We start from the raw sequence: 15,131 nt of genomic DNA, 5'->3' as shown, positions 1-15,131 counted from the left end.
GTCTAGCCCCTGTCTTCAGCGGCGTCGACCGGCACGACCTGCTCGCCGGTGCTCACGAATCCACCGCCCCGGGTAATCAGACGGATCTCATCCGGCAAACCGGTCACCCAGGCACCATCGGTAGACACGCTGAGTAGTTTCACTTCGCCGAACTCAACACGGTTCTCGCCGTTCACGTACTTCACTCCGGGACGACCGTCGTCACCCAGTGACAAATAGGCAGGTGAGATAAACATCGCCTTAACCTCGGGCAGTGCCACCCGCAGGCTGGCGCTGCCGCCAGCCACTCGTTTGCGATCCGGATTCTCCACCGCGATTTCCACGGCAAAACTCCGGGTTTCCGGAGAGGCGGCGCTGGCCACAAAAGTCACGATGCCCGAGAGACGGCTGCCATCCAGCAGGTCCACACGAACCGCCTGGCCGGTTGCCACATCACCCACCGACTGCTGGGGAATCTGCGCCGTGGCTTTCAGGCGATCCACCCTTACCAGCTGAAACAAAGGTGACCCCACCTGCACCAGATCACCGGTATCCACCGACTTGCGATTAATGGTGCCGTCAAATGGCGCCTCCGGGGTGAGATGGCTGATTGCCTGGCGGGCGCTGGTCAGCTCGGCATTGGCCGCAGCCAGTTCGCTTTCCAGAGCCAGGACCTCGGATTCCGCCGCAAGATTGCTGGCCCGCAGCCGGCGAGCGGCTGCAAGATCCGCCTCCAGTTTCCGAACCCGGGACTGCCAGCGCAAAACGGCTGCACTCCTTCCTTCATCGGCAATCGTAAGCAATGTCTGGCCTTCCCGGACCTGCTCTCCAAGCCCGACTGCCAGGGACTCCACCCGCCCGGGCACCTGGGCGCTCAGCATCACCGAACTCCAGGGTTCCAGCTGGCCCTGGAGCATAAGCCCCGGCTCGTGGAGCCGTGCCGAAAGCGTTTCCACCTGCACGGTCGTGAGCTGGTCATCGCCGCTGTCCTGACGCTCCGGCGCCTCGTCACTGGCCACCTTCACCTCGCCAGTCGCCATCCAGATTACCAGCGCAATCACGATCAGAAGTGACAGTCCGAGAGAACCCCATTTTGCTTTCGTCATTGAATGCTCACTGTTCCTGAATCGAGGGTGGCAGAAAAAACCGGCAATTAACGGTTGCATCCGGCTAAAAACGTGGGGTAGATTCTACACAGAATCTTTTTACGAATTCAGAGCAGACTGTCGATTTTATGAATCTCAACGCAGTGATTGTCCTTGTGAAGCTAGTCCTGGTGGTCGTGGTACCGTCCGGGGGCTTCTGCGTGGACAAGCGGGTGAGATAGCGACAAACCTGACAAGACACCAGAAACCCCCGGCACCGAAAGGTCCCGGGGGTTTCTTTTTTACGGCAAAAGAAAAGGGAAAAACGACCATGAACGGCGCACAGCACATTCTTGAAGCGTTCCACCGCCATAACATCAGCACGGTCTTCGGGTATCCGGGCGGCTGCATCATGCCGCTATACGACGCGCTGGTGGACGATGTGGGCGTGGAGCACGTGCTGTGCCGCCACGAGCAGGGATGCGCCCTGGCGGCCGATGGCTATGCCCGGGCCAGCGGCAAGCTGGGCGTATGCATTGCCACGTCCGGTCCCGGCGCCACCAACCTGATCACCGGTGTTGCCAATGCCCACCGGGATTCCATTCCCATGCTGGTCATCACCGGCCAGGTGCCGTCTGGCCTGATCGGCACCGACGCCTTCCAGGAAACCGACGTACTGGGCATGACCCTGGGTATCGTAAAGCACAGTTACCTGATCAATGATGCGGACAGCCTGCCAATCATCATGGAAGAGGCGATCGAGCTGGCCCAGAGCGGTCGCCCCGGACCGGTCTGGATTGATATCCCCAAGGACCTGTTGCTGAGCGACGTGGCCGATGCACCCTTCCCCCAGGCTCAGCCCTATGAGCCGGCTTCGCCAGACCTGAAGGAAGCCCTGGCGATGCTGCGCGCCGCTCGCAAGCCCCTGCTGTACAGTGGTGGAGGTATCAGCCTGGGCCACGCCGAGGAGAACTTCCGGGCCTTTGCGGAGTCCTCAGCCCTGCCGGCGGTTGTCACGCTGAAGGGCATTGGCAACCCCGGCAAACACAACCCCTACAACCTCGGCATGCTGGGCATGCACGGCTCCCGGGCCGCCAACAAGGCCGTCGACGAGTGCGACCTGCTGCTGGTCATCGGCGCCCGCCTGGACGATCGCGCCACCGGCAAACTGGACGGCTTTGCACCCAATGCCAGGATGATCCACATTGATGCCGATGCCGCCGAGATCAACAAATTGCGCGATGCCGATCTGGCCATCCGCGGTGATCTGAACCACATCCTGAAATCATTGGCGGGCGAATTGCACGCCGACCCACTGGCCATCAGTGAGTGGCAGAAACAGTGCCGCAGTTGGTACACCACAGGCGGCTTCCACGCCGCCGACAACGAAGAGCCCCTGGCGCCAATAACTGGCCCAGCGTTTATCCGCCAACTCTCCCGGATTGCCCCGGACGACACCGTGATCGCCTGCGACGTTGGCCAGCACCAGATGTGGGTAGCCCAGCACTACGACTTCGATCACCCGCGCCATCACCTGACCAGCGGCGGCCTCGGCACCATGGGCTTCGGCCTGCCTGCTGCCATCGGCGCCCAGTTTGCGGATCGCAACAGCACCGTCATCAACGTCACCGGCGATGGCTCTTTCATGATGAACGCTCAGGAACTGGCTACCATCCGCCGCTACAATCTGCCGGTAAAACTGATCGTCATGGACAACCAGTGCCTGGGCATGGTCCGCCAGCAGCAGGAGCTGTTCTACAACAACCGGGAAAGCCAGATTAACCTGGACGACAACCCCGACTTCGTTGCCATGGCCCGGGCCTTCGACATCCCGGCCCTGTACATCGAACGCACCGACCAGATCCGCCGCGGCATTGAAACCATCCTGGCCTACAACGGCCCGATGCTGCTGCACGTTGCCATCAGCCGTGAAGAGAACGTCTGGCCCATCGTAAAACCCGGCGCCAGCAATACCGACATGATCGACGAAACCGCCCGCACCGCCAAAACCAGCAAGGAGCAAGTTGCATGAACCCGCAGAGCCAACCTTCGACACCCAGCTATACCATCAACTGCCGGATGACCTACGAAGCCGCCGCCCTGGAGCGGCTCTGCCAGGTAGTCCGCATCCGCGGCTTCCGGATTGCCACCATGGCCGTCGAAACCGCCGGCGAGCATTTGAATATCGCGCTGACGCTGGAGGGTACGCGGCCGATTGCCATGTTGCAGTCGCAACTGGAGAAGCTTCACACCGTTGCCGAGGTTGCCCTCGCGGCTGGTTCTGTCGCTCGTTCTCGTTCGGCCTAAGCTCGGAGTTGTGATCCGTGCAGCCTGAGATTTGGCGGGCAGAGTCTTTTTGTAGCCTTCGGTCTGGCGGGCAGGTACGCGGGTGGCGGTATTTTTTCTTCGGGGAAAAGAACTCGCTGCGCTCAGACACCTTTTCCCTGTCAGAAAAAATACCCCCACCCCCTACCGACGGGCAGCAACGATATTTCTGCAGAAAAGAGAAAACACAACGTCTTTAAGCCGGTGAACCTGAGTTGCACGTCGGCGCGGGGTGGTAGGTGGATTTTTCGCCGGAAAAAGATGTCTGAGCGCAGCGAGTTGCTTTTTCCAAGAAAAACTCCACCTGCCACCCCGCAGGCCCGCCCCTCAACCAACAGGCTACAAAGGCGGGCCCTCCGAAGTTTCTGGCGAAATGATTACCAGGCTTTGTAAGGCAGGAACTTCCCGTTCATGGTAACCACAACACGGTCGCCCTTCGGATTCTCTTCCTTCTCGATGTCCATGGTGAAATCGATGGCACTCATGATGCCGTCGCCGAATTTTTCATGGATCAGTTCTTTCATGGTATCGCCGTAAACGCCCACCACCTCGTACAAACGGTAGATCAGCGGATCCTGCGGAACGGCACCGTCCCAGGCTTTTTTGGGGCATACCTGCAGGGCCTCTGCCACCGGCTTATCAAGACCGAGGATTTCGCACAGGGCGAAGGCCTTGTCTTCGGTGAGGCTGTTCATACCCAGGGCTGCTGAGGTGGTGAATACCGGAGACATGCCGATGGTTTCGGCGATGGATTCCCAGGTCATACCCTTGGAAACTTTGGCTTCCAGGATTTTTGCGGTCATCAGTTCTTTGTTCATCATGGCTGTTTCCTCTCTTCGGTTTTGACGTCAGGCATTCACCGCACGGGCGGCAGTTTCGGATTCGGTTTCAGATTCGTCAGACGCCGGCCCTGACTGGGCAACGCCTTGGGCGGGTTCCACGATTTTCGGGGTACCGTCTTTTTCCGGCAGGGCCGAGCCGCTGCGGTTGACCAGGAAGTCCACCAGGTAGTCCCGGGTCTTGTGATAGGCCGGGTTCTGGAAGATGGTGGCACGGGCCCGCGGGTGCGGAATGTCCACTTTCACGCTTTCCGCGATTCGTGCATTGGGGCCGTTGGACATCAGGAAAATGCGGTCGGACAGCAGAATCGCTTCGTCGACATCGTGGGTGATCATGAACACGGTCTGGCGGGTTTCTTCCCAGATTTTCACCAGTTCGTCCTGAATCACGCCCCGGGTGAGCGCATCCAGCGCACCGAACGGCTCATCCAACAGCAGGAGTTCCGGCTGGGTGGCGAAGGCGCGGGCGATACTTACCCGCTGGCGCATACCGCCGGACAGCTGGGACGGCTTGCGATTCAGTGCGTGGTCCAGGCCGACCATCTTCAGGTAGCGTTCGCTGTGCTCTTTCACCTTTTCCTTGGACCACTCGGGCCAACGGGCACGTACGGCGAAGACGATGTTGTTCAGGGTGGTTTTCCAGGGCAGCAGGCTGTAGTTCTGGAACACCACGCCGCGCTCAAGGCCGGGGCCTTTGATTTCCTTGCCGTTCATCACCACGTTGCCGGCGCTGGCTTCGTCCAGGCCTGCCAGCACGTTCAGGATGGTGGATTTACCGCAACCGGAGTGGCCGATGATGCAAACAAACTCACCTTTCTCCAGGGCAAAGCGGATATCCTCGAAGACGGTGAGCTCACCGCCCTGGCCGTCCGGGTAGACTTTGGACAGGCCATCAACTTCCAGGAATGATTTACTCATAACAGGTCTCCGTTCGGAGGGTTGAGGCCGGCACCGGAAACCGGTGCCGGACCGCTCATTCTTTGTATTCCACCAGTTTCTGGGCCTTGCCCAGGGCCAGGTCGAGCAGCATGCCCACCACCCCGATCATCAGGATGGAGAAGATCACACTGGCCAGATCCAGGTTGTTCCATTCGTTCCACACGTAATAGCCAATGCCGGTACCGCCCACGAGCATTTCTGCGGCCACGATGACCAGCCAGGCGATGCCGATCGAGATCCGCATACCGGTCAGGATCGTGGGTGCGGCGGCCGGCAGGATCACGGTAATAGCGGTGCGCAGGGGCCCGAGTTCGTGGGTGCGGGCCACGTTGACCCAGTCCTGCCTAACGTTGGCCACGCCAAAGGCGGTGTTCAGAAGCATTGGCCAGATCGAGCAGATAAAGATCACGAAGATCGCCGAGGCATCCGAGTCCTGGATGATGAACAGGGCCAGGGGCATCCAGGCCAGCGGCGAAATCGGCCGCAACACCTGGATGTACGGGTTCAGAGCCTTGTACATCAGCGGCGACATGCCGATCAGGAACCCGACGGGCAGCGCAATGGCCATGGCCGCCAAGTAGCCGGTCAGTACCCGGTACACCGAATAGGCCAGCTGGATGCCGATACCCTTGTCGTTGGCGCCGGCGTCATAGAACGGATCGGACAACTCCGCCCAGGCCAGCTTGATCACCGCCGAGGGTGGCGGCACGCGGGATTCCTGCTCCACACCACCCATCAGCATTTCGTATTCGGTCAGTCCTGTCTGGGCCTCCGGGGGCTGGGTTGCCATTTCCCAGAGCCCCAGGGCCAGAATCAGGAACGACACCGACAGCAGTGCTGCCCGGACGTTCAGGGAAGCCATGGTTACACCCTCCCGATGTCGAAGCTGCGTGCGTATTCTTCGGCACGATCAGAATCGAACGTCTTGCCCATGATGGTGTGGGTCTTGTAGGTCTTGTCCGGAGCGGTGTAACCCAGTTCTTCCATGATCTTGCCGGTCTCGCTCGCCAGGTAGACCTGCTCGGCAATGCCTTTGTAGTCCACATCACCCTCGATATAACCCCAGCGCTTCATCTGGGTGAGGATCCACACGCCCATGGAGTGCCACGGGAACGGGTCGAAGTCGATGCGGTCCGGCACGTCTTTTACCTCGCCAAGGCCATCGGCGTAGTAGCCGGTCAGCACCTGCTGAATCACCGGTACCGGCTGGTTCAGGTAGTTCTTCGGTGCGATAGCTTCGGAGATTTCCTTACGGTTATCCGGATTGTTGGAGTACTGCGTCGCGTCGATGATGGCGCGCAACAGGGCGCCGTAGGTGTTCGGGTTCTGGGTCGCGAACTGCTTGCTGCAGGCAAAGGCGCAGCAAGGGTGGCCTTCCCAGATGTCCTTGGTCAGCATGTGGATGAAGCCCACCTTCTCCCAAACAGCACGCTGGTTGAACGGATCCGGTGACAGGTAGCCATCCAGGTTACCGGCGCGGAGGTTGGCAACCATCTCGGGTGGCGGGACCACTCGGATCTGCACATCTTTGTCCGGGTCGATACCGTTCTCGGCCAGGTAGTAACGCAACAGGAAGTTGTGCATGGAGTACTCGAACGGCACGCCAAACTTGAAGCCTTTCCACTGTTTCGGGTCGCGCTTGTCCTTGTGGTCGACGTGCAGCACGATGGCCTGGCCATTGATGTTCTCAACGGCCGGCATGATGAACGGCTCCGGTGTGGAGCCCGCGCCCATGGTCATGGCCAGGGGCATCGGAGTAAGCATATGTGAGGCGTCGTATTCGCCGGCCAGGGACTTGTCCCGGGCCACCGCCCAACCTGCGGTCTTGGTAACGGTCACATCCAGGCCGTAACGCTCATAAAAGCCCATCGGGTGGGCCATGATGATAGGCGTGGCGCAGGTGATCGGCACAAAACCAACGTTCAGCTTGGTCTTCTCGAGCTTGCCCAGCGACTCCTTCACTGCGGCCTTGGCCTTCTCCATCGGGAACACGCTGCCCAGAACCGCCGCCGCGGTGCCCGCGCCCATCATTTTCATGAAGGCGCGCCGGCTGTGTTCGTTGTGACCAAACACCGAGCGCACCACCGCGCCCTCGATGGCGCGATCCATCATCGCTTCTGAATCCAGATGCTCGTCAGCAACTGCCTGCTGGCCGGTAGAGGGCTTTAGATCGAGGGAAATCGACGGGGTGCTGTCGCCGGGTTTGCACTCGGGGCAGCCGCAGGTCTTGGCATGAATCAGGGACTTGTCACCGTCGAACGGGTTTCCAAGGCTTTTCGTAGTCATGGCGCACTCTCCTGGGTTTGGGACCTAAGTTTTGGGTTATTTCTGCACTCTCACGGTGCAACAAAGGTGCGGCTCGGGCCCGAGGCTGAAAATGGTCGGGTCGGCTCCGCGTTCTGAGAGAGCTATCGCACGGTTTGTGCCAAGTCCGGTTATTTTTTAACTGACTGTTTTTATTTAAATAAAATTAAAACACCTGCAAACGGAACGACTACGAACTTTCGTAATACACGATTTCTCGTAGTCTTAACTGCGATTTTTCGTAGTTGGCACAGGGTTTGTTTTGTTTTCCCGGACTGACCCCAGGACATCGCCATGATTACAGAAGCCATCAATGCCCCGGAACTTACCGGAAACTGGATCGACCACCTGCCAGAGGCTGCCCTGCTGGTAGATGCAGGCAGGGACCTGATTCTGTCCGCCAACAGCGCCATGGGCCGAATGATCGGCTCCGACCGGCAATCCCTCGTCGGAACGCCATGCACCCACCTGTTCACCGACCAGCGCCCCCAACTGATTGCCTTCACCGAGGAAACCCTCTTTCGCAGCCACGGCTGGAGCCGCGACTTCTTTCTCCAGCACCGGGACGGCCATACCGTGGAACTGGAGATCTCCTCATCCAGAGTTGGCGAGGCGGAAACCCAGAATGTGCTGCTGTTACTGAGGGACAGACGGCAGCTGCGAACCCTTCGGGAACGCCACGATGCCAACCACTACCATCGGGGCGGCCTGCTTGAATGGCGGCGGGTGGAAGAGCTGTTCAAGGACATGGAGCGGGAAAACCAGCTGATTCTTCATGCTGTCGGGGAAGGCATCTACGGGGTGGATGCCGAGGGGCGCGGCACCTTCGCAAACCCCGCCGCCGAGCGCATGCTGGGATGGCGAATTGACGAGCTTATGGGTCGGGTTCTGCATCGCGTGGTGCACCACTCCCATGCCGATGGCAGCCTTTACCCACTCAAGGACTGCCCGATCTACGCCGCCTTCCGCGATGCCAGCGTGAAGCGCGTGGGCGAAGACTGGTTCTGGCGCAAGGATGGCAGCGGCTTCCCGGTGGAATACACCAGCACGCCGATTCTGGATAACGGGCATCCGGTAGGCGCAGTGGTGGTATTCCGGGACATATCGGCACGGCAGGAGGCCCAGAAGGAGCTGCAGAAAGCGCTGGAGGAAGTGGAGACCCTCAAACACCGGCTGGAAATGGAGAATGCCTATTTACAGGAGGAGCTCAGCGCCGAGTATCATTTCCACGAAATCTTTGGCCAGAGCGAGGCAATCAAAGCCATCGTGCGACGGATCGGCATGGTGGCGCCCACCGATGCCAACGTGCTGATCACCGGTGAATCCGGCACAGGCAAGGAGCTGATCGCCCGTGCCATCCACCAGTCCAGCAGCCGCAGAGACCGCCCGCTAATTCGGGTGAACTGTGCGGCCATCCCCAAGGATCTGTTCGAGAGCGAGTTCTTCGGCCACATCAAGGGCGCCTTCACCGGTGCCGTCAGCGACCGCGTGGGCCGGTTTGAACTGGCCGATGGCGGCACGCTCTTCCTGGACGAAGTGGGTGAAATCCCGCTGGAACTTCAGGGCAAACTGCTCCGGGTGCTGCAGGATCAGCAATTCGAGCGTGTGGGCGAAAACAACACCCGGGCGGTGGATGTTCGTGTGATTGCCGCCACCAACCGGGACCTGAAATCGGAAGTCCAGGAGAAAACGTTCCGGGAAGATCTCTATTTTCGCCTGAACGTGTTCCCCATCGAGTCCGTGCCTTTGCGCCGGCGCCTGGAGGATATTCCCATCCTCGCCCAGGAGTTTCTGAACCGGGCCTGCCAGAAGTTCAACAGACCGCAGCTGGCCCTGAAAGAGCGTGACGTTGAAACTCTGAAAGCCTACCACTGGCCCGGCAATGTGCGGGAGCTGGAGAACGTGATCGAGCGCCAGGTAATCACCTCAGACGGTCGGCTGGATCTGGACCTGCCGGGGCCGGAATCCGCTGCACGAACCACCCCGGCAGAAGTGGCCCCGGCGAGACATTACAGCGGTGACTTGATGACGGAACAGGAGCTGCGGGAGCTGGAGAAACAGAACCTCACCCGGGCCCTTACCATGAGCAGTGGCCGGGTCTTTGGTGACGACGGCGCGGCCGCCATGCTTGGCATCAAACCAACCACGCTGACCTCGCGCCTGAAAAAGCTGAAGATCGAACCGAGAGAATTCCAGGTCAGGCCGGAGTAATGCCCACCTGGTTCAGGGCGTAGGTCACCACAATCCAGAACAGCATCACCAGCGGCAGATAGCGGCCAATCAGGTAGATCCGCCACTCCCACCAACGGCTCTGGGTACCCAACACCGTCCGGATTTTCTCGGGCGGAATAAACCAGCAGAACAAAGCGGCGCCCAACACCCCGGAGAAAATAATCACATTACCCCCGGCCACCCGGTCGATCACATCCAGCACCGGCTCACCGGCAATATTCCATTCCAGCGGCGTGAAGCTCAGTGCGGATGCCGTTCCAAGCACCAGCATCATTAGGGTAACAAGACTCACAGCCTTGCCATTGCTGAGCCGAAACTCTTCCGCCACCGCCGCAATCATCACCTTCAGCCCGGCGAGGCTCGAACTGAATGCCGCCATGAAAAACAGGCTGAAAAACAGCGTACCCACCCAGTAGCCGCCAGCCATATCCTCAAACACCCGCGGCATGGTCACAAACGCCAGCTGACTGCCCTCGGTCGGCTCCATACCCAGGCTGAACACAAACGGAAAGATCATCCAGCCCGCCAGCAGCGCCACACTGGTCTCCGTGCCAGCAACAATCAGACAGGCCCGGGGCACGTGAGTCTGTCGGGGAATAAAGCTGCCATAGGTCACCAGGTAACCCTGGCCAATCGCCAGAGAATAGAACGCCTGGCCGAAGGCAAACGCCCAGAGCTTGCCGTCCGTGAGGCGACTCCAGTCCACCTGGAAAAAGAAATCCTTGGTCTGCTCCCAGCCGGATGTGCGGCTGGCCAGAATCACCAGCCCGATCATCACAACGATCAACACCGGCATCAGGATCTTCGACAACAGCTCGATCGCTGTTACATCCTTGGCCAGGATGATCGCCCCCACCACAGTGACCGCGAAAAAATACCAAAGCGAGTTGTACCCCGCGGTAAAGTCATCAAAAACCTGGAGGTTGTTTGTTGCCGCATCCACTGCATAACCCAGGGTCCAACCGGTGATCACGAGGTAATAGCTGGTAATGGCAACGGTGATCAGCACCACAAACCAGCCATACACCACGCCGAAGCGGTTCACCTGCCGGTAGGTCTGAACCGTACTACCCTTGGAAAGACGCCCCGCCGACACTTCCAGAATCATGATGGGCAAAACCACCACAATCAGCGCCAGCAGATAAGCCACCACAAAAGCGCCACCACCGTTCTCCCCCACCATGTACGGAAACCGCCACAGGTTCCCGAGCCCCACAGCCGCTGCGGCCATCGAAGCCACAAACGCAGGCTCGGAACTCCACTGTTTGCGGGATTCCTCAATAAACTCGTGGCGCTTTCGCACGGGGGGTCTTTCTCCAATGCCGGGGAATTTCAATGCATTGAAGGCTAGCAAATCATCGAGTTGGTCGCATGACTGATATCAAGTCAGGCTTTCTGGGATGGTGAGACTTCTGCCTTGGGGGATGGCCGGAAGTGGGGGTACCTTTTCTTCTGGGAAAAACAACTCGCTTCGCTCAGACATTTTTTCCCGCCAGAAAAGGTACCCCCACCACCGTCCTTCGGACTAAGGAATGCACTTCTTCAAAAAAGAGAAAGCAAGATTTTGAAAATCGCGATATCTCGAGAGTATCTCGGCGCGGGGTGACCGGTGGATTTTTCGCCGGAAAAAGGTGTCTGAGCGAAGCGAGTTCTTTTTCCAAGAAAAATTCACCGGCCACCCCGCAGCCCGCCCCTAGCCGGGCAGGCTACAACAAGAACCGATCAAATCAACTCGATGGCAACGGCAGTCCCCTCGCCACCACCAATACACAACGAAGCCACACCGCGCTTCAGACCACGCTGCTTCAGGGCATTGATCAGGGTAACGATAATCCGCGAACCGGAAGAACCGATCGGATGCCCCAGGGCACAGGCGCCACCGTGGACGTTGACCTTGTCAGCCGGCAGTTTCAGCTCGTTGATGGCTGCCAGGGTCACCACAGCAAAGGCTTCGTTGATCTCGAAGAGATCCACGTCGTCCACGCTCCAGCCGGCTTTCTTCAGCACCTTCTCGATGGAACCGATGGGCGCAAGGGTGAACTCGGCCGGCAGACGTGCGTGGGTGGCGTGGGCCACGATGCGGGCCTGGGGTGTCAGGCCACGGGCGTCGGCTTCGGCGGCGGAGGCCAGCACAAGGGCGGAGGCGCCATCGCTAATGGAACTTGAGTTGGCGGCAGTCACGGAGCCGTCTTTGGCGAAGGCCGGCTTCAGGTGCGGGATTTTCTCCGGTTTGGCGTTGCCCGGCTGCTCGTCGGTGTCGACTTCGGTGTCGCCGCCACGACCAGAAACGGTGACCGGGACAATCTCGTCCCGGAACCAGCCGTTTTCGATGGCTGCCAGGGATTTCTGCAGGGAGCCGATGGCAAATTCGTCCATGGCCTGGCGGCTGATGTCGTATTTATCAGCGGTGCGCTGTGCGAAGACACCCATCAGGCCGCCTTCGTAGGCGTCTTCCAGACCATCCAGGAACATGCTGTCCATTACCTGACCGTGGCCCATGCGCATACCACCGCGGGCCTTGGGCAGCAGGTACGGCGCCTGGCTCATGTTTTCCATGCCGCCGGCGATCATGATGTTATTGGTACCGGCCTTGATCTGGTCGTGAGCCATGATCACGGCCTGCATACCGGAGCCGCACATCTTGTTGATGGTGGTGCAGCCGGAGCTATCGGGAATGCCGGAGGCGCGGGAAGCCTGGCGGGCCGGGGCCTGGCCGAGGCCTGCTGGCAGCACGCAGCCCATGATCACTTCCTGCACATCCGCAGGCTGTAGGCCGGAGCGTTCAATGGCCGCCTTGATGGAGATGGCGCCCAGATCCGGGGAGCGCACGGAGCTGAGGGAGCCCATCATGCCACCCATGGGGGTGCGCGCTGATCCTGCAATCACTACGTCGTTGTTGCTCATGGTTTTCCTCACTTGATCAGGCTTTGCCCAGCACAGAGCGGGCAATGATTTCTTTCATGACTTCCGAGGTGCCGCCATAGATTCGCTGCACCCGCGCGTCGATAAAGGCTCGGGAAATCGGGTACTCGGTGGTGTAACCGTAACCGCCGAACAGCTGCAGGCAGCCATCGGCCACGCGGCACTGCATTTCTGTGGCGCTGTACTTGGCCATGGAGGCGGTTGGCGCGTCCAGTTCGCCCAGGTCGTACTGGTCGATGCACTGGTCCACGAACGCCTTGTTCACCCGGTAGTCGGTTTCCATGCGCGCGATTTCAAAGCGGGTGTTCTGCAGTTGGGCCAGTTTCTGTCCGAACAGTTCCCGCTCCTGGGCGTAGGCAATGGTCAGATCCAGGGAGCCACGGGCGGCAGCCACGCCAAGGGCGCCAATCACCAGCCGCTCCCGGGGCAGCTCCTTCATCAGGTACACAAACCCCTGCCCCTCTTCGCCAAGAAGCGCGGAAGCCGGGATGCGCATGTCGGAGAAGAACAGCTCGGAAGTATCCCCGGAATGTTGGCCGATCTTGTCCAGATTGCGGCCTTTGCTGAAGCCAGGCAGTGAGGTATCCACCAGGAACAGACTGATGCCCCGGGCGCCAGCCTTCGGATCGGTTTTCGCGGCAACGATGACCATATCGGCATGCTGACCGTTGGTGATGAAGGTCTTGGAGCCGTTAAGGATGTACTCATCGCCATCTTTCACCGCGCTGGTGCGGATCGCCTGCAGGTCACTGCCTGCGCCGGGCTCGGTCATGGCAATGGCGCCAACGGCTTCGCCGGAGACCAGCTTGGGCAGCCACTGCTGCCGTTGCTCTTCATTACCCATGTGGCTCAGGTAGGGAGCCACGATGTCCGAGTGCACCATCACGTTGGTGGACAGCGCGCCGAATCCCATGCGGGCCAGCTCTTCACCCACCACCACGGAGAACTGGAAAGGCGCACCTATGCCACCCCACTCTTCGGGTACATCCACGCAGAGCATCCCGGCGTTGCCCAGGGTGTTCCAGAGCTCGCGGGGAACCAGCCCGGATTTTTCCCAGGCTTCGTAGTGCGGCGTCACTTCTTTTTCCAGGACCTTGATAACGGAATCCCGGAACATCGCCAGTTCTTCTTTATCAACAGACACGGTCATGTATGTCTCCTGCAACTGAATGCTTTACTTGGGCGCCATGCGAAGCGCGCAGTCCAGACGAATCACTTCGCCGTTGAGAATCGGGTTGCGCACCATCTGGTCAACCATCATGCCGAATTCTTCCGGCTTGCCGAGGCGCTTCGGGAACGGCAGCGTGGCCGCCAGGCTTTCCTGAACTTCCTCGGGCATACCCGCCATCATGGGCGTCATGAACAGGCCCGGTGCAATCGTATTTACACGGATGCCTTCGCGAGCCAGCTCACGAGCGGACTGCAGGGTCAGCGATACCACACCGCCCTTGGAGGCACTGTAGGCCGCCTGGCCAATCTGGCCCTCGTAGGCGGCCACCGACGCGGTGTTGATAATCACACCGCGCTCACCATCGGCGTTGGGTTCGCGCTGGGCCATATCCGCTGCCGCCAGGCGCAGGATGTTAAAGGTACCAATCAGGTTGACCTGAATAACCTTGCTGAAGTTCTCCAGCGGCATCACGCCCTCGCGGCCCAGAATCTTCGAGGCCGTGGCAATACCAGCGCAGTTCACAGCAATACCGCAGGGGCCATGGGCCTCACGGGCAGCGTTGATGGCCGCTTCGGCGCTGTCGGGGGAGCTTACATCGCACTCAAGGAAAATCCCGCCAATGTCCTCGGCTACCTTGCGGCCCTGCTCTTTCTGCAGATCCAGGATCGCCACCTTGCATCCGGATGCCGCCAGCGCACGGGCTGCACCCTCGCCCAGCCCGGAAGCACCGCCTGTTACAATGGCTGCCACATTTTTGAATTCCATCGTTCACTCCCCTTTTCAGGATTCTGTTTGTTAAAAATCGGACCCTAAAACTACTTTACGTTTACGTAAACTTTATCTAACCTAAGTCTAAAAAGGAAATCCCAATGGACATTAAACAGACATACAGCATCAGCGAGCTCGCCAAAGAGTTCGACGTGACAACCCGGAGCATTCGTTTCTACGAGGATCAGGAGCTGCTCAGGCCCACGCGGCGCGGGCAGACACGGATCTTCAGTTCAAAAGACCGAGTGCGTCTGAAGCTTATTCTCCGCGGCAAGCGAATGGGATTTTCCCTCGCGGAAACAAAAGAATTGTTCGATCTGTGGGACGAAACCCTCAGCGGCAATGAAAAACAGCTGCTGAAGATGCTGACCATCCTGGAAAACAAACGGGCTCAGCTGGAACAGCAGAAAAACGACATTGCCCAGGCAGAAATGGAAATGGATACAGCCGAAGCCCGGTGCCGAGAAGCCCTGGCCGAGCTGCAGAAGAAAAAGAAACAGCAGGCGCCGGCGAAAGAAGAAGCCAGGCAGACCGCTGAAAACTAATGAATGACAGAAATCAAAGGTA

13 protein-coding genes are annotated in these 15,131 nt (G+C 59.4%); 4 read left to right on the top strand and 9 right to left on the bottom strand.

The window, feature by feature from the left end; all coding sequences use genetic code 11:
• Positions 1–2: 2 nt before the first annotated feature.
• Positions 3–1,085, bottom strand: coding sequence for an efflux RND transporter periplasmic adaptor subunit (locus HP15_RS05075; protein ID WP_041645083.1), 1,083 nt, complete (start codon positions 1,083–1,085; stop codon positions 3–5).
• Positions 1,086–1,395: 310 nt separating this feature from the next.
• Here HP15_RS05075 and ilvG point away from each other — a divergent pair, with 310 nt between their 5' ends.
• Together ilvG and HP15_RS05065 are read left to right on the top strand one after the other, a co-directional pair.
• On the top strand, positions 1,396–3,096 hold the full coding sequence (gene ilvG / locus HP15_RS05070; protein WP_014576493.1) for an acetolactate synthase 2 catalytic subunit: 1,701 nt from the start codon (positions 1,396–1,398) through the stop codon (positions 3,094–3,096).
• The gene (locus tag HP15_RS05065; protein ID WP_014576492.1) at positions 3,093–3,371 is read left to right on the top strand and encodes an ACT domain-containing protein; all 279 of its coding nucleotides are present in this window, start codon (positions 3,093–3,095) and stop codon (positions 3,369–3,371) included. Before ilvG ends, HP15_RS05065 begins: the two co-directional genes overlap by 4 nt.
• Positions 3,372–3,766: 395 nt before the next feature.
• On the opposite strand, the gene cynS is transcribed toward HP15_RS05065, so the two are convergent.
• Genes cynS through HP15_RS05045 form a run of 4 tightly spaced genes read right to left on the bottom strand, consistent with a single transcriptional unit; the run spans position 3,767 to position 7,453 of the window.
• Positions 3,767–4,210, bottom strand: coding sequence for a cyanase (cynS, locus tag HP15_RS05060; protein WP_012138527.1), 444 nt, complete (start codon positions 4,208–4,210; stop codon positions 3,767–3,769).
• Between the two features lie 27 nt (positions 4,211–4,237).
• Positions 4,238–5,146 (bottom strand): ABC transporter ATP-binding protein, encoded by a 909-nt coding sequence (locus HP15_RS05055; protein ID WP_014576491.1) that lies wholly within the window; start codon positions 5,144–5,146, stop codon positions 4,238–4,240.
• 55 nt (positions 5,147–5,201) lie between these two features.
• Entirely contained in the window at positions 5,202–6,029 is an 828-nt protein-coding gene (gene ntrB, locus HP15_RS05050) for a nitrate ABC transporter permease (RefSeq protein ID WP_008170590.1), read from the bottom strand.
• Positions 6,030–6,031: 2 nt separating this feature from the next.
• Positions 6,032–7,453 carry an ABC transporter substrate-binding protein gene (locus HP15_RS05045; protein WP_014576490.1) on the bottom strand — a complete coding sequence of 474 codons (1,422 nt, stop codon included), beginning with the start codon at positions 7,451–7,453 and terminating at the stop codon, positions 6,032–6,034.
• 312 nt (positions 7,454–7,765) lie between these two features.
• Between HP15_RS05045 and HP15_RS05040 the strand changes: the two genes are divergently transcribed.
• Entirely contained in the window at positions 7,766–9,682 is a 1,917-nt protein-coding gene (locus HP15_RS05040; RefSeq protein WP_014576489.1) for a sigma 54-interacting transcriptional regulator, read from the top strand.
• On the opposite strand, the gene HP15_RS05035 is transcribed toward HP15_RS05040, so the two are convergent.
• The 4 genes from HP15_RS05035 to HP15_RS05020 all read right to left on the bottom strand — a co-directional run bounded on the left by HP15_RS05035 (position 9,669) and on the right by HP15_RS05020 (position 14,561).
• On the bottom strand, positions 9,669–11,006 hold the full coding sequence (locus tag HP15_RS05035) for a sodium-dependent transporter (protein WP_014576488.1): 1,338 nt from the start codon (positions 11,004–11,006) through the stop codon (positions 9,669–9,671). The two genes, HP15_RS05040 and HP15_RS05035, sit on opposite strands and share 14 nt — an antisense overlap.
• 419 nt (positions 11,007–11,425) lie before the next feature.
• Positions 11,426–12,607 carry a thiolase family protein gene (locus HP15_RS05030; protein ID WP_041645081.1) on the bottom strand — a complete coding sequence of 394 codons (1,182 nt, stop codon included), beginning with the start codon at positions 12,605–12,607 and terminating at the stop codon, positions 11,426–11,428.
• 16 nt (positions 12,608–12,623) lie between these two features.
• Positions 12,624–13,775: an acyl-CoA dehydrogenase family protein gene (locus HP15_RS05025; protein ID WP_014576486.1), complete on the bottom strand. Its 1,152-nt coding sequence runs from the start codon at positions 13,773–13,775 to the stop codon at positions 12,624–12,626.
• Between the two features lie 24 nt (positions 13,776–13,799).
• On the bottom strand, positions 13,800–14,561 hold the full coding sequence (locus HP15_RS05020) for a 3-hydroxyacyl-CoA dehydrogenase (RefSeq protein ID WP_014576485.1): 762 nt from the start codon (positions 14,559–14,561) through the stop codon (positions 13,800–13,802).
• A gap of 104 nt (positions 14,562–14,665) precedes the next feature.
• Here HP15_RS05020 and HP15_RS05015 point away from each other — a divergent pair, with 104 nt between their 5' ends.
• The gene (locus HP15_RS05015; protein ID WP_014576484.1) at positions 14,666–15,109 is read left to right on the top strand and encodes a MerR family transcriptional regulator; all 444 of its coding nucleotides are present in this window, start codon (positions 14,666–14,668) and stop codon (positions 15,107–15,109) included.
• Positions 15,110–15,131 lie beyond the last annotated feature (22 nt).

Origin of the sequence: Marinobacter adhaerens HP15 (assembly GCF_000166295.1) — a bacterium.
Classification (GTDB): Bacteria; Pseudomonadota; Gammaproteobacteria; order Pseudomonadales; family Oleiphilaceae; genus Marinobacter; species Marinobacter adhaerens.
Note: the sequence above shows the minus strand (reverse complement) of the source record. Positions and strands in the feature narration are given on the sequence as shown.

Bases quoted from the DNA above. Each gene is read 5' to 3' on its own strand.
- HP15_RS05075 (WP_041645083.1), bottom strand. From the start codon at position 1,085: ATGACGAAAGCAAAATGGGGTTCTCTCGGACTGTCACTTCTGATCGTG.
- ilvG (WP_014576493.1), top strand. From the start codon at position 1,396: ATGAACGGCGCACAGCACATTCTTGAAGCGTTCCACCGCCATAACATC.
- HP15_RS05065 (WP_014576492.1), top strand. From the start codon at position 3,093: ATGAACCCGCAGAGCCAACCTTCGACACCCAGCTATACCATCAACTGC.
- cynS (WP_012138527.1), bottom strand. From the start codon at position 4,210: ATGATGAACAAAGAACTGATGACCGCAAAAATCCTGGAAGCCAAAGTT.
- HP15_RS05055 (WP_014576491.1), bottom strand. From the start codon at position 5,146: ATGAGTAAATCATTCCTGGAAGTTGATGGCCTGTCCAAAGTCTACCCG.
- ntrB (WP_008170590.1), bottom strand. From the start codon at position 6,029: ATGGCTTCCCTGAACGTCCGGGCAGCACTGCTGTCGGTGTCGTTCCTG.
- HP15_RS05045 (WP_014576490.1), bottom strand. From the start codon at position 7,453: ATGACTACGAAAAGCCTTGGAAACCCGTTCGACGGTGACAAGTCCCTG.
- HP15_RS05040 (WP_014576489.1), top strand. From the start codon at position 7,766: ATGATTACAGAAGCCATCAATGCCCCGGAACTTACCGGAAACTGGATC.
- HP15_RS05030 (WP_041645081.1), bottom strand. From the start codon at position 12,607: ATGAGCAACAACGACGTAGTGATTGCAGGATCAGCGCGCACCCCCATG.
- HP15_RS05025 (WP_014576486.1), bottom strand. From the start codon at position 13,775: ATGACCGTGTCTGTTGATAAAGAAGAACTGGCGATGTTCCGGGATTCC.
- HP15_RS05020 (WP_014576485.1), bottom strand. From the start codon at position 14,561: ATGGAATTCAAAAATGTGGCAGCCATTGTAACAGGCGGTGCTTCCGGG.
- HP15_RS05015 (WP_014576484.1), top strand. From the start codon at position 14,666: ATGGACATTAAACAGACATACAGCATCAGCGAGCTCGCCAAAGAGTTC.